24 protein-coding genes are annotated in these 24,287 nt (G+C 64.2%); 13 read left to right on the top strand and 11 right to left on the bottom strand.

Annotation, left to right across the window (positions count from 1 at the left end):
- The first annotated feature begins 97 nt into the window (after positions 1-97).
- Positions 98-1,657, top strand: coding sequence for an oleate hydratase (locus BM374_RS12785; RefSeq protein ID WP_092292534.1), 1,560 nt, complete (start codon positions 98-100; stop codon positions 1,655-1,657).
- A 6-nt stretch (positions 1,658-1,663) separates the two neighbouring features.
- On the opposite strand, the gene BM374_RS12780 is transcribed toward BM374_RS12785, so the two are convergent.
- The 6 genes from BM374_RS12780 to BM374_RS12755 form a co-directional block, all read right to left on the bottom strand.
- Positions 1,664-2,242 carry a hypothetical protein gene (locus BM374_RS12780; protein WP_092293425.1) on the bottom strand — a complete coding sequence of 193 codons (579 nt, stop codon included), beginning with the start codon at positions 2,240-2,242 and terminating at the stop codon, positions 1,664-1,666.
- 203 nt (positions 2,243-2,445) lie between these two features.
- Positions 2,446-3,189 (bottom strand): CoA-transferase, encoded by a 744-nt coding sequence (locus tag BM374_RS12775; RefSeq protein WP_092292532.1) that lies wholly within the window; start codon positions 3,187-3,189, stop codon positions 2,446-2,448.
- Positions 3,189-4,007: a CoA transferase subunit A gene (locus tag BM374_RS12770; protein ID WP_092293423.1), complete on the bottom strand. Its 819-nt coding sequence runs from the start codon at positions 4,005-4,007 to the stop codon at positions 3,189-3,191. Before BM374_RS12770 ends, BM374_RS12775 begins: the two co-directional genes overlap by 1 nt.
- A gap of 33 nt (positions 4,008-4,040) precedes the next feature.
- The gene (locus BM374_RS12765; protein ID WP_092292530.1) at positions 4,041-5,354 is read right to left on the bottom strand and encodes a tetratricopeptide repeat protein; all 1,314 of its coding nucleotides are present in this window, start codon (positions 5,352-5,354) and stop codon (positions 4,041-4,043) included.
- 10 nt (positions 5,355-5,364) lie between these two features.
- Positions 5,365-6,375, bottom strand: coding sequence for an aldo/keto reductase (locus BM374_RS12760; RefSeq protein ID WP_092293421.1), 1,011 nt, complete (start codon positions 6,373-6,375; stop codon positions 5,365-5,367).
- 70 nt (positions 6,376-6,445) lie between these two features.
- Positions 6,446-6,871, bottom strand: coding sequence for a PaaI family thioesterase (locus BM374_RS12755; RefSeq protein WP_092293419.1), 426 nt, complete (start codon positions 6,869-6,871; stop codon positions 6,446-6,448).
- 64 nt (positions 6,872-6,935) lie between these two features.
- Here BM374_RS12755 and BM374_RS12750 point away from each other — a divergent pair, with 64 nt between their 5' ends.
- Positions 6,936-7,565 carry an NUDIX hydrolase gene (locus BM374_RS12750; protein WP_092292528.1) on the top strand — a complete coding sequence of 210 codons (630 nt, stop codon included), beginning with the start codon at positions 6,936-6,938 and terminating at the stop codon, positions 7,563-7,565.
- A gap of 55 nt (positions 7,566-7,620) precedes the next feature.
- Positions 7,621-8,838, top strand: coding sequence for a hypothetical protein (locus tag BM374_RS12745; protein WP_092292526.1), 1,218 nt, complete (start codon positions 7,621-7,623; stop codon positions 8,836-8,838).
- A gap of 110 nt (positions 8,839-8,948) precedes the next feature.
- Here the strand turns inward: BM374_RS12745 and BM374_RS12740 are convergent, their stop codons facing one another.
- On the bottom strand, positions 8,949-9,251 hold the full coding sequence (locus BM374_RS12740) for a hypothetical protein (RefSeq protein ID WP_092293417.1): 303 nt from the start codon (positions 9,249-9,251) through the stop codon (positions 8,949-8,951).
- A gap of 195 nt (positions 9,252-9,446) precedes the next feature.
- Between BM374_RS12740 and BM374_RS12735 the strand changes: the two genes are divergently transcribed.
- The 5 genes from BM374_RS12735 to BM374_RS12715 all read left to right on the top strand — a co-directional run bounded on the left by BM374_RS12735 (position 9,447) and on the right by BM374_RS12715 (position 14,564).
- The gene (locus BM374_RS12735) at positions 9,447-9,926 is read left to right on the top strand and encodes a hypothetical protein (protein ID WP_177248257.1); all 480 of its coding nucleotides are present in this window, start codon (positions 9,447-9,449) and stop codon (positions 9,924-9,926) included.
- Between the two features lie 187 nt (positions 9,927-10,113).
- A complete protein-coding gene (locus tag BM374_RS12730; protein WP_092292522.1) occupies positions 10,114-11,061 on the top strand; it encodes a TAXI family TRAP transporter solute-binding subunit in 948 nt (315 codons plus the stop codon).
- Positions 11,062-11,253: 192 nt separating this feature from the next.
- Complete coding sequence (locus tag BM374_RS12725) at positions 11,254-13,365, top strand: TRAP transporter permease (protein ID WP_177248256.1); 2,112 nt, start codon at positions 11,254-11,256, stop codon at positions 13,363-13,365.
- Positions 13,326-13,745 carry a DUF1850 domain-containing protein gene (locus tag BM374_RS12720; RefSeq protein ID WP_092292520.1) on the top strand — a complete coding sequence of 140 codons (420 nt, stop codon included), beginning with the start codon at positions 13,326-13,328 and terminating at the stop codon, positions 13,743-13,745. Before BM374_RS12725 ends, BM374_RS12720 begins: the two co-directional genes overlap by 40 nt.
- A gap of 12 nt (positions 13,746-13,757) precedes the next feature.
- A complete protein-coding gene (locus BM374_RS12715; RefSeq protein WP_092292518.1) occupies positions 13,758-14,564 on the top strand; it encodes an SDR family NAD(P)-dependent oxidoreductase in 807 nt (268 codons plus the stop codon).
- A gap of 200 nt (positions 14,565-14,764) precedes the next feature.
- On the opposite strand, the gene BM374_RS12710 is transcribed toward BM374_RS12715, so the two are convergent.
- Together BM374_RS12710 and BM374_RS12705 are read right to left on the bottom strand one after the other, a co-directional pair.
- Positions 14,765-15,535: a hypothetical protein gene (locus BM374_RS12710; protein ID WP_092292516.1), complete on the bottom strand. Its 771-nt coding sequence runs from the start codon at positions 15,533-15,535 to the stop codon at positions 14,765-14,767.
- Positions 15,536-15,620: 85 nt separating this feature from the next.
- Complete coding sequence (locus tag BM374_RS12705; protein ID WP_092292514.1) at positions 15,621-17,165, bottom strand: cation:proton antiporter; 1,545 nt, start codon at positions 17,163-17,165, stop codon at positions 15,621-15,623.
- A 103-nt stretch (positions 17,166-17,268) separates the two neighbouring features.
- Here BM374_RS12705 and BM374_RS12700 point away from each other — a divergent pair, with 103 nt between their 5' ends.
- From BM374_RS12700 to BM374_RS12680, 5 genes are all read left to right on the top strand, one after another.
- The gene (locus BM374_RS12700; RefSeq protein WP_177248255.1) at positions 17,269-18,033 is read left to right on the top strand and encodes a tetratricopeptide repeat protein; all 765 of its coding nucleotides are present in this window, start codon (positions 17,269-17,271) and stop codon (positions 18,031-18,033) included.
- Between the two features lie 98 nt (positions 18,034-18,131).
- Positions 18,132-19,511: a tetratricopeptide repeat protein gene (locus BM374_RS12695; RefSeq protein ID WP_092292510.1), complete on the top strand. Its 1,380-nt coding sequence runs from the start codon at positions 18,132-18,134 to the stop codon at positions 19,509-19,511.
- Positions 19,512-19,730: 219 nt separating this feature from the next.
- Positions 19,731-21,641 carry a propionyl-CoA synthetase gene (locus BM374_RS12690; protein WP_092292508.1) on the top strand — a complete coding sequence of 637 codons (1,911 nt, stop codon included), beginning with the start codon at positions 19,731-19,733 and terminating at the stop codon, positions 21,639-21,641.
- Positions 21,642-21,795: 154 nt separating this feature from the next.
- The gene (locus BM374_RS12685) at positions 21,796-22,056 is read left to right on the top strand and encodes a hypothetical protein (RefSeq protein WP_092292506.1); all 261 of its coding nucleotides are present in this window, start codon (positions 21,796-21,798) and stop codon (positions 22,054-22,056) included.
- Between the two features lie 188 nt (positions 22,057-22,244).
- A complete protein-coding gene (locus BM374_RS12680; RefSeq protein WP_092293413.1) occupies positions 22,245-22,991 on the top strand; it encodes an OmpW/AlkL family protein in 747 nt (248 codons plus the stop codon).
- 71 nt (positions 22,992-23,062) lie between these two features.
- Here the strand turns inward: BM374_RS12680 and BM374_RS12675 are convergent, their stop codons facing one another.
- A complete protein-coding gene (locus tag BM374_RS12675) occupies positions 23,063-23,248 on the bottom strand; it encodes a hypothetical protein (protein WP_092292504.1) in 186 nt (61 codons plus the stop codon).
- 139 nt (positions 23,249-23,387) lie between these two features.
- Positions 23,388-24,083, bottom strand: a complete 696-nt coding sequence (locus BM374_RS12670) for a DUF1013 domain-containing protein (protein WP_092292502.1) — start codon at positions 24,081-24,083, stop codon at positions 23,388-23,390.
- Positions 24,084-24,287: the final 204 nt, after the last annotated feature.

Here is a 24,287-nt window from a genome sequence, read left to right as displayed (position 1 = left end):
TGATGCTCGGCATCACTCTGCTTGATCCAACGCAACTTCGCCCCATGCGCGCAGATGCAATGTCGTGCCGAATACTGGACTGCAATCGAGGCGAGTTATGAAGGCATATTTCATTGGTGGCGGCATCGGATCGCTCGCAGGCGCGGCGTTCCTCGTTCGTGATGCGGGGCTTTCGGGGCGCGACATCATCATTTACGAGGCGCAGCCGCTGGTCGGCGGCAGCCTCGACGGCGCGCAGCTTGCGAACGGCGCCTACTCGCTGCGCGGTGGACGCATGCTCACCACCGACCACTACGAATGCACCTGGGATCTGTTGGCGGGCATTCCCTCGCTCGAACGACCGGGCCACAGCGTGCGCGACGAAACCGTCGCGTTCAACACGGAGAACCCTGCGCATTCGCGTGCACGCCTGGTCGATCGCAACCGCTTCAAGATCGACGTCTCGCATATGGGCTTCTCGGCGCGCGATCGGCTCGAATTGTTGCGGCTCACCGAGGCCTCCGAGGAAACGCTCGGGAATAGTCGCATCACCGACTGGCTGTCGCCAGGTTTCTTCGAATCCAACTTCTGGTACATGTGGCAGACCACCTTTGCCTTCCAGCCCTGGCACAGCGCGGTCGAGTTGAAGCGCTATCTGCACCGCTTCATGAACGAGTTTCCGCGCATCGAGACGCTCGGCGGCGTCAAGCGCACGGTCTACAATCAGTATGACGCGATCGTGCGGCCGCTCGAGGACTGGCTGAAGCGGCAGGGCGTGCAGTTCGTGCGCGGGACGCGCGTCACCGACATGGCCTTCGAGCCGCAGGGCGAGAAGCTGCGCGTGCGCCAGCTCGTGCTCGACCGCGACGGCCGCACGGCCAATGTCCGGCTCGAGGACGGCGACCTCGTGTTCTTCCAGAACGGCTCGATGACGGATGCTTCGAGCCTCGGCTCGATGACCGAGCCCGCGCCTTACTTGACCAAGGCGGACAGCCAGGGCTGGGCGCTCTGGGAGACGATCGCCAGGGGGCGTCCCGAATTCGGCAATCCATCGGTGTTCAACAGCTCGATTCCCGAATCCTACTGGCTGTCCTTCACTGTGACCTGCCGCGATCCGCGCTTCTTCGACCGGATGGAAGCGTTCTCCGGCAACAAGGCCGGGACCGGCGGGCTCGTGACATTCAAGGATTCCAACTGGCTGATGTCGGTCGTGCTGTATCACCAGCCGCATTTCACCGGTCAGCCGAGCAACGTCCAGGTGTTCTGGGGCTATGCACTGCATCCCGATCGCATCGGCAATTTCGTCGCCAAGCCGATGTCGGATTGCGGCGGCGCCGACATCCTAACGGAACTCTGCGGTCATCTGAATTTCGATCGCGCCGTGTTCGACGATGCGATCTGCATCCCCTGCCGCATGCCCTACATCACCAGCATGTTCATGCCGCGCAGCATCACGGACCGGCCGTTGCCGGTGCCGGCGAATTCGGTGAACCTCGCCTTCGTCAGTCAGTTCGTCGAGATCCCCGACGACGTCGTCTTCACCGTCGAATATTCGGTGCGCGCGGCGCAGATGGCAGTCTATCAGCTGATGAAGATCGATCGCCCGGTGCCGGCCGTGACGCGCCACGACAAGTCGCTCGCCGTGATCTTCGCGACGCTGGAGAAGGCGTTCGCGTGAGGCCTGCTACTTGAACGGATCCTGGATCGACGGCGACGACTGCCGGATGCGGCGCACGCTCACCGGCGTGCCGTCGGAGACGAACAGCAGTTCGTACGTCCGCCCCTCGTTGTCGGTCGCCGAGCAGGTGACGTCCTTCACCTTCTTGGCGGCGAAATTGCCGGTCTGGCGGCAGACGCCCGTGGAGGTCTGCTCCGCGGGCACCGGAAGGCCGTCGACCTTGGGGCGGTCCTTGGAGTTGAGCAGCATGCGGTCGATCGGCAACTCGTATGAATTGTCATCGGCCCGCCTGCCGTTTTCGCCGGAGAACGACACCACGTGGTGCTCGTCGCTGGGGTCGTCGACAGCGACCGCGAAGTTGACGCGGCCCTTGTCGCCGTGGGCATAGGCCACGGTCTTGCATGCAAAGGTGCGCCCGGCGACCTTCAACGTCTTGCAATGGCCGGACATCAGCGCCAGCAGATCGATGAAGGAATGCTGCCGGGCCGGCGGATTATTCACCGGGATCGCGGTGGAAGACTCGGCAAAACAAGGGCTTGCGAGAGAGACGAGGATGGCAGCCAGGACCGGTCGGCGGAGGCGCATCGTCAGGCTCATGTGCCAGGGGATCGCGGACGGGCAGAAGTTCCGCCCAATAACCATCGAATCGCAAGATGGTTGCGATCCCGTTTGTCCGGCTAAACCCGCTTGGAATACCACCGCGCCACCATCGGCGATTCGCCCCCGATTGCCTCGATCCGTCCGGGTCACTTGCCGCCAGGCCAATGTTTTTTTCGTGGCAGACGTCGTCACGCGGCCCGCTTCATCGTCCGCGCAAACGCCGGATAAGTCTCTGCGAGTTCGTCGAAAACCCGCCCCCGCAGCAGCGCCAGCGTTGCGGCATCAGGCCGTGGCGTTTCCCGTACGACGTCCGGCTCGGCATAGGCGAAGCCGGTGTTCTCCCTGATGTCGGCCGGCGTGAACGGCGGGTGCACCGAGCGCAACGCAAAGCCACCCGCGTCGCGATCGAAGTCGAACAGCGCCATGTTGGTCAGGAGCGCATAGGGGCCGCCCCGGCGCGGGACTTCCGGCGTGATCGCCCGCGCGCTGACGAAATCGACCTTCGGTACGAACACGCGCGGCGAATGCTCCTCGCGAAACAGGATGACGCGCGGCACGAGATGATAGAGGTAGGCCGAACCGAACGAGCCGGGCCAGCGCACGTCGGTTCTTGGATAGTCGCCGGTGCCGACCAGGTTGATGTTGCCCTCGCCGTCGATCTGGCCGCCGCCGAGGAAGAACGCATCGACGCGGCCCTGCGCGGCGCAGTCGAACAGCTCGATACCGCCATTGGTGAAGAAGTTGTGCGCCTGCGATCCCAGGATCGAGATGCGCACCGGCGGCTTGCCGTCACGCTCGTTGCGGGCGCGCAGCAGCATGGCGCCGGCCGCGGGGATCGGCGACGAGGCGCCGACCGAGACGTGACGGATGCCGTCGAGCAGATCGGCAATGGTGGCGATCAGGATCTCGCGCCGTTCGTGATCGGACGACATCAGGCCACCTGCTTGCGATGCGTCAGGAAGGTCGAGAGATAGGCGCGAAAGCCGTCCTCGCTGCGCGCCATCGAAGCGTAACGCGCGATCTCGGCCTCGTCGGCCGGATATTCGTCCCACAGCGCCAGCGGCCAGGCGCCGCGCTCAGCGACGGCGATGGCATCGACATAGAGCGACGGCAGCACGCCGGCGGCGGACTCTTCGGTCTCCAGCAGATTGCGGTCGACGATGCGTTCGACCGTGACCAGCGTCTTCCTGGCGGCGTAGGCCATGGTGGCAAGCTCGCGGAAGCGGCCGATTCGCACGTTTCCCGCGCGATCGGCTTCCGGCGCGTGGAAGAGCGCAACATCGGGCGTGATAGCCGGCACCACGACGACCTTGCGCGCCTCGTCGACCGGACTGTCGATCACCTTCCAGTCGGGGCGCACCTCGAGCAGGTCGCTGCCGATGATGCCGGCGATCGGCATGAAGGGCACGCCGTGCTGCGCCGCCAACAGCCCGGCGTGAATCGCGGGGCAGGTGGCATCGCGCAAGGTCACGGAGCCCGCTCGCACCGCAGCGCCGAACCGCGGCGCGCCGCCGGCTTCGCCGAGCGAGATGGCGCTGGTCTCCAGCGTCTTGACCGCGCCGGCGCCGATCAGGAGATCGGCCTGCAGGCCGCTGATGGGGACGCAGATCAGGTGAAGATTGTCGATGCCGGCCTCTACGATGGCGGCGGTCGCGGCCATCGCGACGCCGGAGCGATCGACCGGAACGGCCAGCGATTGGCCAGGGGCAACGCGCGCAGCCAACGCCTCCAGCGCAACGATCTCGGTCATGGCGTCCTCCGGTGTGTTTTTTTCCATCCTGCCTCAAGCCATTGCCGCCTGCCAGCGCGTATCGCGCAGGGAAGGGCGGCGGTGCAGGCGGGTGTCGAGGAGCTTGCGGGCGCGCGGCAGCTCGCCGCTGCGGATCAAGGCGAGAAGGAATGCGTCTTCGATCATCTCGCGCTGGGCATGGCTGCCGCCGATGCGCACGACGTCGGCGAGGACAGGATCGAGCTCGCGCACGCACGCGGCGTAGTTCTCATCCGCGAAGGCGGCCAGCGCGCGGCAGATCGCCGGCACCACGGGGCCAGCCGGCAGCTTGCCGTCAGCAAGCCGCCGCTCGATCACGGCAAGGCGCGCGGCCAGCGCTTCGCTGTTTTTCGTCGCGGCCGCGAACAGCGCCATATGGACGTCGGCGAAGGGCAGGCCCGATTTCGGGAACAGCTTTTGCGCGGCGTCGTCGGCCTCGACCCAGAGCGGCTTCGGCACGGCATGGCCATAGGCCGACAGGCGCCAGAGCAGCGAGGCACTGTCGGTGATGACGTTGAGCGGCGGGGCCTGCGTGGTGGAGGGCTGCAGCACGTCGGCATAGATTTGCAGTGCCCGTGTCCCCTCGCCGCGTTCGAGCGCGCCGAGTGCCTGGTGCCAGCGGATATGGCCATGCAGGATGCCGGCGCGGTCATAGGTGGGAATCCATTCGTCGACGAGACGGTCCGCCGCCTCGATCGAGCCGTCCTCGAACATCGCATGCAGCACGGCATGTGCGGCGTGGGCGTTGGCCCGGCGCAGATCGAACCCGCGCTCGGTAACAGTGCGGCCGTGGGCAACATCGCCGTTCTCGGTCATCGCCCAGCCGGACATCGTGAGGAACCACCAATCCTCGCCATAGTGATGCGCAACGCGCTGGCACAGCTCATGCCGCGCGCGGTCATGATCGGCCATGCCGGAGAACGCGAACAGGCCGAACGCTCCGAGTGGCAGCGACAGCACCATGGCGTCGCGCGGCCACGCATCGACATGCCCAAACATTGCCGCGATCGCGTCAGGCCCGCGGCCCTCGATCGCAAGCGCCAGCGTCTCGACATGGGAGCGCTCGCGCTCCGTGCCGCTGATGGCGACGAGTTCGCGCGCCAAGGCTGCCTTGCTCCGCGCGAGGTCGCCCTGCTGATAGAACGCATGCACGCGGGCGCGGGCGATATGGGCAAGCGCAAAATCCGGATCGGCCGCAATCGCGCGCTCCAGCGCCTCCGCCATGCCGGTCCACCCAGAAAGCATGAGGTCGACGCCTTCGCGATAGGCGGACGCCGCTTGATCGGACGTCGTGGAAAGCGGCAGCCCGTAGCGGTCTTCAAACGCCATCGTCGCCTCCTCAAGCCGTCCGCGCGCGGCGTCCCTCGATCGGATAGGCGGGGTCGTTGTAGCCGGGTGTCGACGGATGGCCCGGCACGACCAGCCGGTCGATCAGCGCTTCGTCTTCTGCGGTGAAACGGTAGTCGAGCGCGCTGACATAGCCGTCCCACTGCTCCTCGGTGCGGGGACCTGCGACGATCGAGGAGACGAAGGCGGAGTTCAGCACCCAGGCCACCGCGAACTGGCCGGCGGTGATGCCGTTCTTCTCGGCGTGAGTCTTGATCTCCTGGGCCAGCCGGAGCGATTCCGGCCGCCATTCGGTCTGCATCATGCGGGCGTCGTTACGGCCCGCGCGCGTGTCCTTGTCCGGAGCGGCATCGGGCTTGTACTTGCCGGTGAGCACGCCGCGCGCCAGCGGGCTATAGGGCACGATGCCGAGGCCGTAATAAGTGCAGGCCGGAAAATGCTCGACTTCGGGCATCCGGTTCATCGCGTTATAATAGGGCTGGCTCACCACGGGGCGCTCGATGCCGAGCCGGTCGCAGATGTTGCAGATCTCGGCGACTCGCCAGGCGCGGTAGTTGGAGACGCCGAAATAACGAATCTTGCCTGATCGGACCAGGTCTCCCATCGCGCGCACCGTCTCCTCCAGCGGCGTCGCGTAGTCTTCCTTGTGCAGATAGTAGATGTCGATGTGGTCGGTGCCGAGCCGCGTCAAGCTCTCCTCGGCCGCCTGCAGCACCCAGCGCCGCGATAGGCCCACGCGATTGGGATCGTTCCCCATCGGGTTGGCGAGCTTGGTCGCAAGCACCCAGGCGTGGCGATTGCTCGCAATGGCGCGGCCGACGACCTCTTCGGAGCCGCCCTTCGAATAGGCGTCGGCAGTGTCGATGAAGTTGATGCCGGCGTCATATGCCTTCGCAATGATCCGCTTTGATGCCGCCTCATCCGTCGGTCCGCCGAACATCATGGTGCCCAGACAAATCGGCGACACTTTCAGGCCGCTGCGGCCGAGTTGGCGGTATTGCATGGGCTGTTTCCTTGCGGCTTGTTTGGACGGCAGCATAGCTGCCTCATTCCGTCATGGCGAGATGCGGGAGCTACCCCGGCCCCTTCAAGATCTTGAACACGCCGTTGGCCATCACGATGCAGCGATCGTCCACGGTCACCTCGGTGCTCATGAAGATCAGGCTGCGGGTCGAGCGCACCACGCGGGGGCGGGAGATCAGGATGTCGCCGATCTGGCCGGCCTCGACGAAATGGGTGTCGAGCTGCACCGTCGCCATGTACTCCTTGCCGGAGACGTAGCGAGCGGTCATGCCGCAGGTGCGGTCCGCGAAGGTCATCATCACGCCGCCCTGGACCATGCCGCGGCGGTTGTGGTGCTTGTCTTCAGTGGCGAGAGCAAATTCGTAATGGCCATCGATCTTGCGCTCCCACAACGGGCCGACCAGGTGCATGAAGCCCGTGGTCTCCAGGATGGTCCAGCCGTCTGATTTGAGCTTCGCGGCGGCCTTGCTCGTCATCGCTTCGTCCTTGTAACGCGTGTGTCTCCTCGTTTCATCAAATGCGGTCCTGGTGTAGTCAAGCATCATGAGAACTTTCGGCGATGCCACCAGACGGAATATCGCAGCGGCCTGCGCAGCATTTGCGCGGCTGCCCGATGCAGCTGAGTCATCCGTGCTGAAGCGCGCCGCGGTGGTGCTGGCGTTGACTCCGACCACCGACGGCCACGACACCGCGTTTCTGCTCACCAGGCGCGCATCGAATTTGCGCTCCCATCGCGGGCAGTGGGCACTGCCGGGTGGGCGATGCGATGCCGGCGAGACGCCGGTCGAGGCGGCGCTGCGCGAACTCGACGAGGAGCTCGCGCTCCGGCTTCCAGCCGATTCCGTGCTCGGCCTGCTTGACGACTATCCGACGCGCTCAGGCTATCTGATCACGCCGGTCGTGGTCTGGGCGGCCGAGAGCGCCGCGATCGTGCCGAACCCGGACGAGGTCGCCTCCGTTCACCGCATCGCGCTCAACACGATCGAACGCGACGACGCCTTCGACTTTACGGATATCCCCGAGAGCACCCGCCGCGTGATCCGCTTTCATCACCAGATGAGCCTGATCCACGCCCCGACCGCGGCCCTGATCTACCAGTTCCGCGAGGTGCTGGCGGGGCGGCAGACCCGCGTGACCGACCTGGAACAGCCGGTGTTTGCCTGGAAATGAGATGGTAAACGGCGTGTTAACGTGACGGTTACCGGATGCCTGCTAAGACGGCAGCATGCATCACCCGATTCGTAAACATCTGGCGCTGGTTCCACTCGCGCTCGTCTTGCTCGTCCCCGCCGCCCATGGCGGCGAGTCCGACGCGCTGCCATCAGCCGTCAGCAATGCTCATGCCCAGCTGTTGTCGCAGTTCTTTGCGCACAGCGGGGACGCCTCGCCGGCCGTGCTCGAATATCGGCGCAAGCTGGCGGAGTATCAGGCGGCGCGCGCGGCGTTCGACGAGGAGGCCGGCGCTTACTGGAGCCAGATCTCGGAGAAGCGGAAAACCCGCAATGCCAAGCGACGCAGTGGCCAGCAGATCACGCTGGACGATTACGTGCTGGAGCATCCGCCTGTTTATACCGGGCCGAAGCGGCCGGTGAATCCAGAGCCGGAGGAAACGCCGGAACGTCCCACCCGAAAGCCGATCCCCGTCGTCGCCGATCTCCTGCGCGCGGCGCAAGACCTCTATCAGTTCACGCCGCAGCGTCCCTCGAGCGAGGTCGAGTTCAAGCGCGCCTATGCGCGTTACGCGCTCGCGTCAGGCCTGACGCGCGAGCAGGCGGTGCGGGTTTATTCTTTCGAGACCGGTGGCACCGGCACGTTCGACGTGCAGGCGGGCATCGAGCACGGCGGCAAGCGCGCGATCTCGACTGCGATGGGCTACAACCAGTTGCTGACGACTAACAGCGTCGAGCTGCTGGCCGAGCAGGGCCATGAGCTCATTCGTGCGCTCTCCGACAAGGTCGCGCGCACCTCGGGCCCGGCGCGCCAGGCGCTCGAACACAAGCTCACCGTTCTGAAGAAGATGGTGGCGCATGCGAAATCGGTGCCTGACACCTGGTCCGAGCACGAGAAGATCGGCAACACCGCGCAGGGCTGGGCCATGCATGCGATGGTGCTCGACGTCGACATCGGGCCAATGCTGCAGACCCACAAGCTGCTGACCTCGGTGCTGTTCGCCCGCGCCAAGGGCTACACCCGTCCGCTCACCGCCGCCGAGCTCGAGATGATGAATCTCACGGGCGATGGCACCGGCTTCGACATGGTGACGATGCCGCAGGCGATGCGCGAGCAGGTGCCGACCTCGAACTTCTTCCAGCGCAGCGGCTACGAGCGCAACCCGGTCGCGATCCGTCACAACACCGTGGCGAAGCTGCTCGCGGTCACGGATGCGCGGATGGACAGCAACAGCAACAATGCCGGCGCACGGGAGCTGGCGGCGGTGTTTTAGGACGGTGTTGTAGGGTGGGTCAGCAAAGCGTAACCCATCTGCTCTTTCTCAACGGATAGAGCCAGTGGTGGGTTACGCCTTCGGCTAACCCACCATACAAATTCGAGCGCCTACTGATCCGGACCGAACTTGAACCGTCCGTCGCCTTCCAGATATTGCCCGCTGCGCATGTAGAGCTGGCCGTTATGGCCGATGAAGAACAGCGTGCCTTTGGGGACCTTCTTAGCGCCCTTCAAGAGCTCGCCGGCATTGCTGGTGCCCATCTTGTATGAAAAGGTCTTGCCTTCCTTGTCATAGGCATAGCCGGTATCCGGCTTGAGCTCCCACGGCATTGCCGCGTTTTGTGCGCATGCGGGCGCGGCGAACGCGCCCAGCGCGGCCGCGATTGCAAATGTCTTGATTGAAAATGCCATCATTCCATCCTTCCCCGTTGTTCGGCCACCCTCTCGAACAAATCACGAACGGCATTTCCAGGTCAATCCGCGATGACGCCGCAGCGCATCACGTCTTGCCCAGCAGGTTGTGATTTTCCCTTCGTCCCCTCGCGACTATGTTCCGCTTTCCGTCTAGAACGCAATTCGACAAAGATATTGGTAGGGATGATTCGAATGCGCCATGTCGTTAAACTTTGCTGGGCTGCCGTGATGTCGCTGACGGCGCTGGCGCCGGCCGCCCGGGCCGATGATTACCAGCTCAGCCACAACCAGCGGATTTCGTGCAGCCGCGGCCTTGCCCCCGGCAAGCTCAACACCGCAACCTGCAAGTCCTACACCTATCTCTTCAACACCAAGACCTCGGAATATTTTCGCTGCCAGGTCTCGCTGGCCCTGACGCGCGACAACAAGGAAGTCATCAACGTCCAGACCGACGGTGGCTGCACCAAGAAGCCCCGCGTTTTCGAGACCGACGGACACTATGATTTCGACGCGACCGAGACCGAGCCGCCGAACACCAACTCCTTCTTTGGCCCCGGCGGCTATTCGATCTGGGCGGCCGATATGACCGCGCAAAAGATCCGTGGCTGCATCACCATCTCCTCCGGCCTCGGCTCCGATATTTCCAAATGCCTGGACATGACGTTCCAGTAGGGATCACCAGTAAGGCTTGCCAGCGACGGCGGGGCGCGCGACTGCGCCACGTCGCCGCACCCGTCGAGTTCCCTGAAAACCCGAGGCAAAACGGCCGTTTACCGCAGTGCTGTTTTGCCTTTTGGATGGCTTGACCCGCCTCCCTCGTCCGGCCAATTTCGCCGCCGGTTTGGGGAGTATGACAACCATGAAACGGACGATTTTCGGTGCGGCCACGGCTCTTGCTCTGGCGGCGTCGGCGCCTTGCGCGCAGGCGCAATCCTTCATCAACGTGCTGACCGGGGGCACCTCCGGCGTCTACTATCCGCTCGGTGTCGCGATCGGGAAGATCTACGGCGACAAGATTCCGAACGTGAAGACGCAGGTGCAGGCCACCAAGGCGTCGGTCGAAAATCTCATCCTGCTGCAGCAGGGGCGCGGCGAACTGGCGTTCACGCTGGGTGACTCCCTGAAAGCTGCCTGGGACGGCGATGAGGAAGCCGGCTTCAAGTCCAAGCTCGACAAGCTGCGCACCATCGGCGCGATCTATCCGAACTACATTCAGATCGTCGCCACCGCCGACAGCGGTATCAAGACGCTGGCCGATCTCAAGGGCAAGAGCCTCTCGGTCGGTGCGCCGAAATCGGGCACCGAGCTGAACTCACGCGCGATCCTCGCCGCTGCCGGCATGAGCTACAAGGATCTCGGCAAGGTCGAATATCTGCCCTTCGCCGAATCCGTCGATCTCATGAAGAACCGCCAATTGGCCGCGACCCTGCAGTCGGCCGGCCTTGGCGTCGCCTCGCTGAAGGATCTATCGACCTCGAGCCCGATCACCGTAGTTTCGGTGCCGAAGGAGACCGTGGAAAAGATCGGTCCGCCCTTCATCTCGGCGACTATCCCGGCGAACACCTACACCGGCCAGGACAAGGACGTGCCGACCGCGGCCGTGGTCAATTATCTCGTCACCAGCTCCGCCGTCTCCGACGACCTCGCCTACCAGATGACGAAACTGGTCTACGAGTCCTTGCCCGAACTTGCCAATGCGCACGCCGCCGGCAAGGAGATCAAGCTCGAGACGGCCGCGACCGGCAGCCCGGTTCCGCTGCATCCCGGCGCGATCCGCTATTACAAGGAAAAAGGGCTGATCAAGTAAGGTCTCTCCATCGTCATTCCGGGGCGGCTCGTTAGAGCCGAACCCGGAATCTCGAGATTCCGGGTTCGATGCTCTGCATCGTCCCGGAATGACAGGGAGAGTAGATGCCCGGGACAAGCGCCCGGGCATAGTGTTTTCAGGATGCTGGTAAATGCTATGAACTGCACGGGTAAAGCAGGGGGCGATCTAAAAATGCTGGAAAAGGCAGAGGGCACGGCAGCGCCCATCAAGGTCGAGTTCGACAATTTCGAACATGGTTTCCCGGAAGGCTTTGGTCCGGGCTGGTGGGGCATGCTCGCCTACTGGATCGGCATCGCCTTTGCGACCTTCCAGCTCTATGTCGCCGCCTTCAACTATCTGCCAAGCCAGGTCGTGCGCGGCGTCCATGTCGGCTTCCTGATCCTGCTCACCTTCGGCCTGATCGCCAACTTCACCGCGAAGAGCAACTTTGGCCGCGCGCTGGGCTGGGCGATCGGCGCCGCCGGTTTCTTCTGCGGCCTCTATCAGTGGATCTTCTATGCCGATCTGATCGCGCGCGACGGCGATCCGACCAGGCTCGATCTCGCGGTCGGCACGCTGCTCGCGGTGCTGATTTTCGAGGGCACGCGGCGCCTGATGGGCGCGGCGCTGCCGCTGATGTGTGGCGCGTGTCTCGTCTACTGGTTCTTCGGCCAATACCTGCCGTCGCCGCTGAATCATCGCGGCTATGATTTCGACCAGATCATCACGCACCTGTCCTACGGTACCGAGGGCTTTTACGGCGTGCCGATCTACGTTTCGGCGACGTACATTTTCCTGTTCATCCTGTTCGGCTCGTTCCTGGAACGCGCCGGCATGATCCAGCTGTTCACCGACGTCTCGCTCGGCCTGTTCGGCCGCACCCGCGGTGGACCTGCGAAGGTCGCGGTGTTTGCCTCGGGCATGATGGGCACGATCTCCGGCTCCGGCGTCGCCAACGTGGTCACCGTCGGCCAGTTCACCATTCCCCTGATGATCAGGTTCGGCTATCGCCGCGCCTTCGCGGCCGGTGTCGAGGCGACCGCCTCGATGGGCGGGCAGATCATGCCTCCGGTGATGGGCGCGGTCGCCTTCATCATGGCCGAGACACTCGGCGTCCAGTATTCCGAGATTGTCAAAGCCGCGGCGATTCCCGCGATCCTCTACTTTGCTTCCGCATTCTGGATGGTGCATCTCGAAGCCGGCAAGCACGGCCTCACCGGCATGAAGCGCTCGGAAACGCCCAGCGCCTGGAAGGCGCTGGTAAAGGGCTGGTACCTCGTGCTGCCGCTCGCCGCGCTCGTCTACATGCTGTTCGAAGGTTTTACACCGCTCTACGCAGGCAGCATGGGCCTTGCGCTGACGGTGGCGCTGATCCTGGGGGCGAGCATCACGGCCGGCGCCTCCTCGAATGTGATCCGCACCATCTTCTGGATCGGTCTTGCGCTCGTCGTCGCGGCGCTGTCGCGCGACGGCCTGAAGATCGTGCCGGTCGGCTGCGTCGTCGTCGCGCTGATCCTGATCACCGCCTTTGTCCGTGGTGGAATGGCCGCGTTGCGCTCCTGCCGCGACTCGCTTGCGGAGAGCGCGAAGTCGGCCATCACCGTCGGCATGGCCTGCGCGATTGTCGGCGTCATCATCGGCATGATGTCGCAAACCGGCGTCGGCACCATCTTCGGCGGCTGGGTGATCGGGCTCGGCGAGAAGAGCCTGTTCCTGGCGCTGATCATGACCATGCTGCTGTCGATCCTGCTCGGCACCGGCATTCCGACCATCCCGACCTACATCATCACCGCCGCGCTCGCAGCGCCTGCGCTGGCAAAACTCGGCGTGCCCTTGATCGCGAGCCACATGTTCGCGTTCTACTACGGCATCATGGCCGACCTTTCGCCCCCGGTGGCGCTGGCCGCTCTCGCGGCGGCGCCGATCGCGAAGGAAAATCCGGACAAGATCGGCTGGGAGGCGATGCGGATTGCGCTCGCCGGCTACGTCATCCCCTTCATCTTCGTCTATTCGCCGGCGCTGATGCTGCAGGCCGGTGATCCCATGGCGGCAAAGCTCGGCTTCTATGGTGCGGTGGCACTGGCAAGCTTCAAGGCGCTGGTGGCGATCGCGCTGTTCGGCATGGTCGCCATCGGCTTCCTGTTCACCCGGCTGACGCTGGTCGAACGCATCGTGGCGCTCGGCGCCGCGATGTGTCTGCTCGGGGACTTCCCGTTCAGCGATACCGCCGGTTTCATTCTGTCCGCCGCGCTCGTGCTGTGGCAATGGCGGCAGCGTCCGCCTGCTGCGGTCGAGGCGGCGTGAGCCTCTGCTTCGCAACAGCCGGCAGCGTGAAGGCGCTGGCGCTGTCCGCGTTCACGTTGGTGTGGACGCATTCGATCGCCAAGGTCGACTGGCAGGAAGATTGGCGCGTCACGCCCGCGGGTCTCGAACTGGTGCAGGCCCGGGTCAAGGGCACCGGGCCCGGCATGGAGCCGCCGCCGGAGGCGCGGCTGGTCGATGGCTGGTTTCAATGGCAGCCGAAGCGCGCGCCGATGCCGCAGGTCGTGCTCGGCAATTCAGGCGCGGCAGGGGAATGGCGGCTATGCCATGACGGGACCTGCCGGACGCTTTCGGAGATCGTCGGCCATCCCATCGGTGCTAACGTCACAACGATGAGCATCTGCGACGAACGGCAGAAATAAGGGAGACACGTGATGGACCGCCTCAAGGGCAAGGTTGCGATGGTGGTGGGCGCCGGCTCGATCGGGCCCGGCTGGGGCAACGGCAAGGCGACAGCGGTGACCTTCGCGCGCGAGGGCGCGCAAGTGTTTTGCATCGATCGCAACGGTGCGGCGGCCGAGGAGACCGCCAAGATCATCGCCGGCGAGGGTGGCAAAGCGACCGCATTCACGGCTGACGTGTCGCGACCTGCCGAGATCGAGGCAATGGTCGCCGCGTGCCTCAAGGCCTATGGCCGGATCGACGTGCTCGACAATAATGTTGGCATTGCCGAGATGGGCAGCGTGGTCGAGGTCACCGAGGAGAGCTGGGATCGCGTCTTCAGCGTCAACCTCAAGAGCGCCTATTTCGCCATGAAGCACGTGATCCCGGTGATGGTGAAGCAGGGCGGCGGCTCGATCATCAACATCTCCTCGATCGCTTCGATCCGCCACATGGGCATCTCCTACGTCACCTACGGCACGTCGAAGGCTGCCATGAACCAGATGACGCGCACCACCGCGATTGAGTTCGCACGCCATCACGTGCGGGTGAATGCGATCCTGCCCGGCCTGATGAAGACGCCGATGGTCGAGCATTCCGCCGGCCTTGCCAACAGCTACGCCAAGGGCGATGTCGAGGCGATGTGGCGTGCCCGCGACGCGCAGGTGCCGATGGGCCACATGGGCGATGCCTTCGATGTCGCCAACGCCGCACTGTTCCTGGCGTCGGACGAGTCGAAATATGTGACGGGGATTGAGCTCGTGGTCGACGGCGGAATCACGTGCAAGGCGGGGGCCTGATTCAACCCAGTTAGCTCCGTCATCCCGCGCAACGGCGAAGCCGTTGTCGCTGGAGGTGCGAAGGGACGCGATGCGGAGCATCACGCCGAGAGCCTCGAGGGATAAACGGCAGAGATGCAACCGGGCCGTCGCCCTTCGAGGGCCGCTGAAGAAGCGGCCACCTCAGGGTAACGGATTTGAAGGGATGTTTCCGTCCCGGCCTACTGCGCCAGCGCCAGAATTCCGCCGGCGAACGCGTGCCACGCCGCGCTTTCACTGATCGGCCAGTTCAACACCTTCAGCGTCAGCAGCGCGAGTGTGCCGCAGATGTAGACCGGATGGACGCGGCCCTCGTTACGCCAGTCGCGCACCATGGCGACGACAAGCAGGAGCGAGGCAACCACGGCCGGCGCGATCGTCACCGGCACCGGAGGCGGGCCGGGCGGTCCGGGAGGTGCGAGGAAAGTCAGGAACCAGCGCGCGATCGCGGCATCGAGGATCGAGACTGCCGCGAGTAGCATCTGGCGTTTGTGAATCTCGGGTTTGCGCGTGTTCATGATCGCAAGCACGAACACGACGGCGAAGAATGCGATCCCGCTCATCGGCACGATCGCGAAGCCGATGCCGGCCTCGCGCTGCCCGAGCTCCGCGGAATGTTTCATCACATGCACGGATGCCAGGAAGCCGAAGATCGTCATCGCGGTCGCGAGCGAGACCCCGACGACGCCGAACGACCGGTGATTGATCACGCGGCCCGAGGCCGCGAGCCAGGTCTGGACCACGAAATAGACAGACCAGGTGAAGAACAGCAGACCGTGAAAATGAATCACCGGGCTCCCGGAGAACGTCCGGTGGGCGAGCGGCACAAAATAGGTCGGTGCGAAGCCTAGAAACGCAGTGGCCGCACAGGCGAGCGCCATGTGGAAATAAAAATACCGTGCAGGCGACGCATCACGCGCGCGTACACGACGGTCGTCGATCAAGGTCGTCATCTGGGATGAGTCTGGACAGGCCGCATTTGGTTCAATGCGCCGATCTCCCGGCCTGACGCGCAAAGGCAGGTGGGGCGAGAAGGGCTCAGCCCCCCGCACTCAGCTCGGCGCGATCCAGCTCCTCCTCGAGCCGGTGGAACGCGTCATCGCCGATCACTTCGGTCGCGCGGAGCTCGAAGATCGACTTGCGCGCGGCATCGATGGCGCGGCGGCGCAGGGGATCGGCGGGCAGCTCACCGTTGACGATCCCGCCGTGCGGATCGTCGTCGGCCTGCATCAGGATGGCGCGGTATTCGAGGCGCAGGATTTCGGCCTCCTCCGAGGGATCGTCCTCGATCGCATCGAGCGCGGCGCGATAGGCGATGGTGCGTGCGCGCGCCACCTCGATACCGACGGGATCGTCGTCCTTGAGTCCAAAGGCCAGAATCAGCGGCCGCAGCGTCAGGCCCTGGATGATCAGCGATCCCAGCACCACCGCAAAGGCGATGAAGACGATGAAGTCGCGATAGGGAAAATTCTCCGGCAGCGCGAAGGCGGTGGCGAGCGTGACGAGGCCGCGCATGCCGCACCAGGAGATGATGAGGCCGCCCTTGGGAGAGGCGGCGGCGTTGGGATCTTTCGGATGATAGATCCCTTGCGAAATCAGCACGCGTAACGTTGTGCGATAGAACGTCACCCAGAGCAGCCGCACCAGCACCACCGTGAGCAGGATCCAGGCGGCGGCCACGCAATATTCCCAGCGCAGGTCCGTTTCCAGCCGAGTCCAGATCGGGCGTATCTGCATGCCGATCAGCATGAAGGCGAGCACGTTGAGCACGAACACGGTCGTCTCCCACACGGCATAGGACGGCACCCGCAGCCGCGCCGGCATGCGCATCCCCGCTCCGCGCGCCATCGTCATGGCATAGACGACGATGGTGAGAATGCCGGAAAGGCCGAGATGCTCGGCGGCGATCCAGACCAGGAAGGTGGTGGCGAACTGCACGATGATCGCGCTCGGTGCCTCCTTCACCCGTTCAATGAACAGGGGAATGATGCGCCCTGCAAGAAAACCGGCGATGACGCTGCCGACGAGAGCCAGCGCCATGATCGGCGCAACCTGGCCCCACGTCAGATGCTCGGTGACGACAGCGCCGACTGCGATCCGATAGATCAGGAGGGCGGTCGCGTCATTGAGCAGGCTCTCGCCCTCCAGCACCTTCACCATGCGGTAGGGCAGCTTCACCTGGCTCAGGATCGCGACTGCGGCTGCTGCGTCCGGTGGCGCCACGATCGCGCCCAGAGCCACGGCGGCGGCCCAGGGCATGTCGGGCATCAGGCGGTGCGCGACATAGGCGACGCCCGCCGTGGTCAGGCCAACCGCGGCGACGACCAGGGTGGAGACCGGAACCCAGTTGTTGCGCAAGTCCCGCAGCGAGGTGTCGAAGGCGGCATCGAGCAGGACAGGCGCGACAAAGAGGGCCAGCGCCAGGTCCGGCTGCAGCGCCCAGGTCGGGCTATCAGGCACGAAGGCGATCAGTGCGCCGCCGATGGCGAGAAAGGTCGGGTAGGGGACCTTGATCCGCCGCGCCAGCGCCGATAATGCAACGGCGCCGAGTAGGAGCACGATGATCCATTCGAATGTCGACAAATTGGTCCCCGAACCGATGTGAACGGCGCGACAAGCTAGCACCAATCCGGGCCGTATGATGGATAGTGTACCCAGAAAGCAAGGCCTTCCGATTGCAACGAGCATGCGTTTTCAGAAACTCATTCGATTGTTAGCCGTTCTGATGCTCTCTGCACTATGGACCGGCCTGGCGCGAGGTGCGACCGGCGGCGAGCCTGCTGCCGTCGTGCAGGTCGACGTCGCCGCATGCCTCGCTGCTGCCACGACCGACGACATGGACAAAGCGGGCCCGGCCTGCGCGGCCGTCATCGACAACGAGAAGACTGCAAAGCCCGACCTGATCAAGGCGCTGGTCGCGCGCGGCGCGCTGCTGGCGCGCCACGATCAGTTCGACCGGGCCATCGCCGACGACAGCCGTGCGCTGCTGCTCGATCCCACGCTTGCCGACGTCTTCAATGCGCGCGGCGAGCTCTACTTGAAGAAGGGTGATAAGCCGAAAGCCGTGCAGGATTTCGGCGCGGCGCTGAAGATCGATCCGAATCACGAAAAGGCCAAGGCCAATCACAGAGCGATGGCGCGCGAGATCGAGCGGATCGGTGCGCAGATGGCGGTTGCCGGCAAGCCCAGCTTCAATTGCGCGGGCGCGCGCCGCCCCGTCGAGAAGGCGATCTGCGCAAACCGCGAGCTCGCCGACCTCGACCGCGAGATTTATGCAGCCAATGCGCGGGTGGTCCGCGAGGCGCGCGATGCAGGCGAGGCCAGGAAACTCCAGCGCGAGCAGGATGATTTTGTCGCCCGCCGCAATGCCGGGTTTGGCCGGCCGGGATACGACTTGAAGAAAGCGATGCAGGAGCGGCTGCAGCGCCTGAACGGGGTTGACGGATATTGACGGTCTATCGGCCTCATGACGCCGAGAGCTGCCGCATTTTGAACCCATCTCTTGCCCGCCGCGACAACCGGGAAACCCGATGTCACGGAGCCTTCCTCATGTGCGGCACGCGCTTTTCCGCGCAGATATTCCTGTTCGCAAACGTCCCGCTGCGCACTTTCATCCTCGCAGCCGCGATCAGTCTTGTCCTTGCCGTTCCGGCATCGGCCGCCGCCGACTGTGTGACGGGCAGCAAGGCCGCCCCGGCGGAGATCATCACGGCGTGCACCGCCATCATCGACCAGACCTCGAATCCGAATTCCGATCGCGTTGCAGCGCTGCTGGTTCGGGCCGACGCGAATGCGCGGACATCAGGCGGGCTCACGCAAGCGCTGCGGGACATCGACCGCGCCATCGCACTCGACGGCAAGAACGCGCGTGCCTGGCGATTGCGTGGCGATCTGTTGCGGCAGGCGGGCGGAGATCTCAACCGCGCCACCTCCGATCTCAGCAAGGCCATCGAGCTCGATCCGCAGGACGCCGAAGCCTATGAACTGCGCGGCGTCGCCTACACCAATCAGCGCCGGCTCGACCGCGCGATCGCCGATTACGACCTGGCCATCAAGCTGAAGCCGGATGATGCGCAGGCCTGGTCCGATCGCGGCGCGACCTACTATCTCCGCGGCGACAACGAGAAGGCGATCGCCGATCTCAGCGAGGCCTTGCGGCTGGATCCCAACCGGGCGCGCAGCTACACCAATCGCGGCGCTGCGTACAAGAAGCTCGGTCAGCTCGAAAAATCCATTGACGACGACAGCGAGGCGATCAGGCTCGATCCAAAAGTGCCGGAATATTACGACAATCGCGGGCTCTCCTACGCCGCGATGAAGGATTACGACAAGGCGATCGTCGATTACGATCAGGCGTTACGGTTGGCACCGCTGCCGAACTTCTTCACCAACCGCGGCGATTCCTACCAGTTCAAGGGCGAGTTCGGTGCTGCGCTCAGCGATTACGAGGCCGCGCTGAAGCTTGATCCCAATTTTGCGAAAACCTATAACAACCGCGCCGTGCTTTATTCCAAGATGGGCGAGCGCAAGAAGGCGCTGGCCGACTACGAGACCGCGCTGCGGCTCGACCCCGGCAACGAGAACGCCGCGAACGGCCGTCGCACCATGATCGCGGAGATCGCAAAGTTCGGCGCCGAATCGCCGCAGCCGCTGGCCGCGAATTCGGGCAACGGACCGTCATTCGATTGCGCGGATGCCAAGCGCGAGGTCGAGAAAGTGATCTGCGCCGATCCGCAATTGGGCGCGCTCGATCGCCAGATCGCCGAGACCTATGAGCGCGTGCTGAAATCGATGAGCGCTCGCTCGGCGGCCGGCCTGCGCAAATCCCAGCACGAGTTCCTCGCCACCCGCGACGCCAGCTTCCGCCGCCCCGGATATGACCTGAAAAAGGTCATGCAGGACCGCTTGCAGCGTTTGAACGCGATGTAGGGCTAGGTTCTTCGTCTTTCGCCGCAGGCAGGGCGAGGGGGGCTCGCCACCCGTGCACCCGTGCCTCCTCCAAAAAGCCTATCCTTTTCAGCTTGAACCGCGGCGCGTTCCCGGGAAAATAGCTCTCAAACAAGGCCGAACTTGATCCGAGTCATGGCGGGACGCCGGTCCTGCCGCAAGGTTCAGGATGAGGCCAATAAAGGGAACGGGAGCGCCGGAATGAACGTTCAGGGCAAAAGTCGTTATCACGAGGTCCACGCGCGCTCGCTGGCCGATCCCGAAGGCTTCTGGGCCGAGGCGGCGAAAGAGATCGACTGGATCGAGCCCCCCAAGAAGATCTTCGATCCCGCGCAGGGCGTCTACGGGCGCTGGTTCGCCGGGGGTGTCGTCAACACCTGTTACAACGCGCTCGACCGCCATGTCGAACGCGGCCGCGCCGATCAGGTGGCGCTGATCCATGACTCGCCGCTGGCGGGCTCGGTCGCCAAATTCACCTATGCCGAGCTATTGGCCGAGGTGCAGGCGCTCGGCGCCATCATGCAGGATTTCGGCGTCGCCAAGGGCGACCGCGTGATCCTCTATATGCCGATGGTGCCGGAGGCGGTGGTCGCGATGCTCGCCTGCGCGCGTATCGGTGCCGTGCATTCCGTGGTGTTCGGCGGCTTTGCCGCCAAGGAGCTCGCGACCCGCATCGACGACGCGCATCCGAAGCTCATTCTCTCGGCAAGCTGCGGCATCGAGCCCGGCCGTATCGTGCAGTACAAGCCGCTGCTCGACGAGGCGATCAAGCTTGCATCTGCCAAGCCCAGGGCCTGCATCATATTGCAGCGTCCGCAGCTCGTCTGCGATCTCACGGCAAAGCGCGACTATGACTGGGCAAGCCTGCGCCGCAAGGCGATCAACGAGGGCAAGAAGGCGCCTTGTGCCCCGGTCGCCGCGACCGATCCGCTCTACATCCTCTACACGTCGGGCACCACGGGCATTCCCAAAGGTGTCGTGCGCGACAATGGCGGGCATCTGGTTGCGGTGAAATGGTCGATGTTCAACCTCTATGGCGTCAAGCCGGGCGAGGTCTGGTGGTGCGGCTCCGACATCGGTTGGGTGGTCGGCCACAGCTATATCGTCTACGGCCCCCTGCTGCATGGCGCGACCACGATCATGTATGAAGGCAAGCCGGTCGGCACGCCCGATGCCGGCGCGTTCTGGCGCGTGATCTCCGAGCACAAGGCGGTCGCGCTGTTCACCGCGCCGACCGCATTCCGCGCCATCCGCAAAGAGGATCCGCAAGGAAATTTCATTCGGCAGTACGACCTGTCGGGATTCCGCACGCTGTTCCTCGCCGGCGAGCGCGCCGACCCGCCGACGGTGGAGTGGGCGGAGCAGCAACTGAAAGTGCCGGTCATCGACCATTGGTGGCAGACCGAGACCGGTTGGTGCATTGCCGGCAATCCCGTGGGTTTGGGCTTGCTGCCGGTCAAGCATGGCTCGCCGACGGTGCCGATGCCGGGCTATCAGGTCGATGTGGTGGACGAGGCTGCGAAGGCGGTGCCTGCGAACACGATGGGCTCGATCGTGATCAAACTGCCGATGCCGCCGGGCTGCCTGCCGACGCTGTGGAATCAGGACGACCGCTTCAGGGAAGCCTATCTCAGCGAATTTCCCGGCTACTACAAGACCTCGGACGCCGGCTACAAGGACGAGGACGGTTATGTCTTCGTCATGGGCCGCACCGACGACATCATCAACGTCGCCGGTCATCGTCTGTCCACCGGCGGCATGGAGGAAATCCTGGCCTCGCATCCAGATGTCGCCGAGTGCGCCGTGCTTGGCGTCAAGGACGCGATCAAGGGCGAGGTGCCCTGCGGCTTTCTGGTGCTGAAGGCCGGCGTGAAGCGGGCGCCTGCCGAGATCGAGAAGGAGATCATCGCGCTGGTGCGCGACAAGCTCGGCCCCGTGGCCGCCTTCAAGCTCGCCATCACCGTCGGCCGGCTGCCCAAGACACGCTCGGGCAAGATCCTGCGCGGCACCATCAAGAAGATCGCCGATGGCGAAGCCTGGTCGATGCCGGCCACGATCGAGGACCCCAAGGTGCTGGACGAGATCGGGGATGCGCTGAAGGGGAGGGTGTGAGGCTTAGCGTCATCCCGGGGCGGTCCACCAGGACCGAACCCGGCATCTCGAGATTCCGGGTCTGGTGCTTGCGCACCATCCCGGAATGACGGTGTTGCAGACTTACATTCTCCGCATTCCGGGCTAAACAGGTCCGACCAACAGGGGACCTCGTATGCCACTCGCCACCGCGCCGCGCCTGCTTGCAGCCGTCCTGCTCGCCATCGCCCTGTCTGCCTGCTCGGCGCGTTACCAGACGCCGACCGCGATGGGCGGTGACGACGACGACGCGGTGTGCCAGGGCCGCGGCTATGCGCAGGGTTCACCGGAATACGTGGCCTGCCGCAAGGACCGCGACGTCCAGCGCAGCGCGGCAACCGCCCGCTCGGATCGCCGCCAGCGCGATCTTGGCGAATACATGCTGAATCATCCGTAGTGGCCCCGAGATGGCAAGGGAATTATCCTGCGCCGCTCATGGCTCGCCACGTGACACATCTGCAACGCGGCAGCCAAATCGTGTCGCGTTTGTCCTGATTTGATCGGAGTCAAATCCTTCTCCATCCCCTTTCTGCTCAGACGTTGATGTCGCGCAACGAAGCGCGCTTTTGGCTGAAGGGGATTGAAATGCAGAGAACGATAAGAAACCTGGCGCGGCTTGCGACGCTTGGTGTGGGGTTCGCGGCGATTGTTGGCGCTGCGCAGGCAGCCGATTTGCCCGTTTACACCAAGGCCCCGCCGCCGGTTGAGAGTTTCAATCCCTGGATGGTACGTCTGCGCGTGCTCGGCGTGTTGCCGGATGCCGGCGGCTCGACCGTCAATGTCGTGGGCGTGCCGACGCTGTCGTCGCCGAATTCCGGTCTCTCGATCAGCAATCAGGCCGTGCCTGAGCTCGATATCAGCTATTTCTTCACGAAGAACATTGCAGCCGAGTTGATCCTTGGCGTGACCAGGCATTCGATCAGCGGCACCGGCTCGCTTGCGAATCTGCCTGTAGGCAAGACCACGCTGCTGCCGCCGACATTGACGCTGCAATATCACTTCGACAATTTCGGCGCGTTCAAGCCCTATGTTGGCGCCGGCGTGAACTACACGGTGTTCTTCAACACCTCGGCTTCCAAGACGCCTGCTGCGATCGTCGGCCCGCCCGCGATCGTCGCCACCTCGACCGCGCTTCACGTCAGCAATGCTTGGGGCGGCGCCGTGCAGTTCGGCTTCGACTACATGCTCGACCGCCACTGGGGTCTCAACGTCGACGTGAAGAAGCTCTGGCTGCGGCCGGACTACACCGCGACCGTGATTGGACTGCCCGTCACCGGCACCGCGCATATCGATCCGTGGCTGGTCGGCGGCGGCGTGACCTACAAGTTCTGACGTTTTTGCGGCGTCGGACGGGGGGCCCGGCGCCGCAAATCACTGTCCGCTCGCTGCGAGCGGAGACGCCGTTATCCCGCGTGCACCGTTCGCGGATGCCGTTCGTGCAGCAACTTCGCCAGCCCGTCGCGATCATCAGGACGGTCTTTGACGGCGATTTCGAACAGCGCTTCCTGGATGTCCCGGGGCATGTCTCCCCACGCGGCCAGGACAGCGCGTCCCAGCATCACCGCAAAATCGTCTTCGTCGGCCCGCATCGCTGATCCTCCGCGATGGAAACAATGCGACGCAAGCCGCATCGTTCCCGCAGGCGCGCCGTGAAATTCCCGTTGGAAAAACAAAACGCGGCGGATCGCTCCGCCGCGCTCGAACCGGATGCGACAAGGGATGAGGAGTCTACTCCTCGTCTTCCTCGTGCTTCTTGCCGCCAAGGGTCTTCAGCTTGGCGAACACCGCATCGACGTTGAGGTCGTCGCTCGACTTCTCCGACGACTCGTACTCGTCCTTCTTGGTGGTCTCGGAGGCCGGCAGCAGGGTCGCGCCACCATAGGCTGCGTCGATCGGCTTTTCCTTGGCCGCACGCGCCACTTCGAAATCGAGCTCGATCTGCGAGCAGAGGCCGAGGGTCACCGGATCGATCGGTGTCAGTTGGGACGTGTTCCAGTGGGTGCGGTCCCGAACGCTGGCAATCGTGCTTTTGGTGGTGCCGACCAGACGCATGATCTGGGCGTCCTTCAGCTCGGGATGGCTGCGCAGCAGCCAGAGGATGGCGCTGGGGCGCTCGTGACGCCGCGACACCGGGGTGTAGCGCGGGCCCTTGCGCTTGGGCTGAGGCGGCAGCACCACCTTGCTTTCCTGCAGGCGGAGCCGGTAGTCCGGGTTCTTCTCGCCTTTCTCGATCTCCTCGCGTGTCAGCTGGCCATTGGAAAGGGGATCCATGCCCTTGATGCCCTGGGCGGCGTCGCCGTCGGCGATCGCGCGCACCTCAAGGGGGTGCATCTTGGTGAAATCGGCGACCTGGTCGAAGGTCAGCGCGGTATTGTCGAGCAGCCAGACGGCGGTCGCCTTGGGCATCAGAGGTGCGTTGCTCATGGCAAATCTCCTTTGTGCTTCGCCCACCCCCTCAGGAGGCGAAACCGGTGGTCATCAGCGATGACAGGGAATTGCCGCTATATAAGCCCGGAGGGGGTAGCCACGCAATGGTTCTGCTATAGATAGTGCCTTGACAGCGCCCGAAAGGGGGCCCAATTCCCTCTGAAGTCGCTGCAAAGTCCAAGCAGACCTTTTTTAGCCCTT

The organism is Bradyrhizobium sp. Ghvi (genome assembly GCF_900115265.1).
Taxonomy (GTDB): Bacteria; Pseudomonadota; Alphaproteobacteria; order Rhizobiales; family Xanthobacteraceae; genus Bradyrhizobium.
The sequence above is the reverse complement of the archived record's forward strand: the minus strand, read 5'-3'. Positions and strand labels throughout refer to the sequence as shown.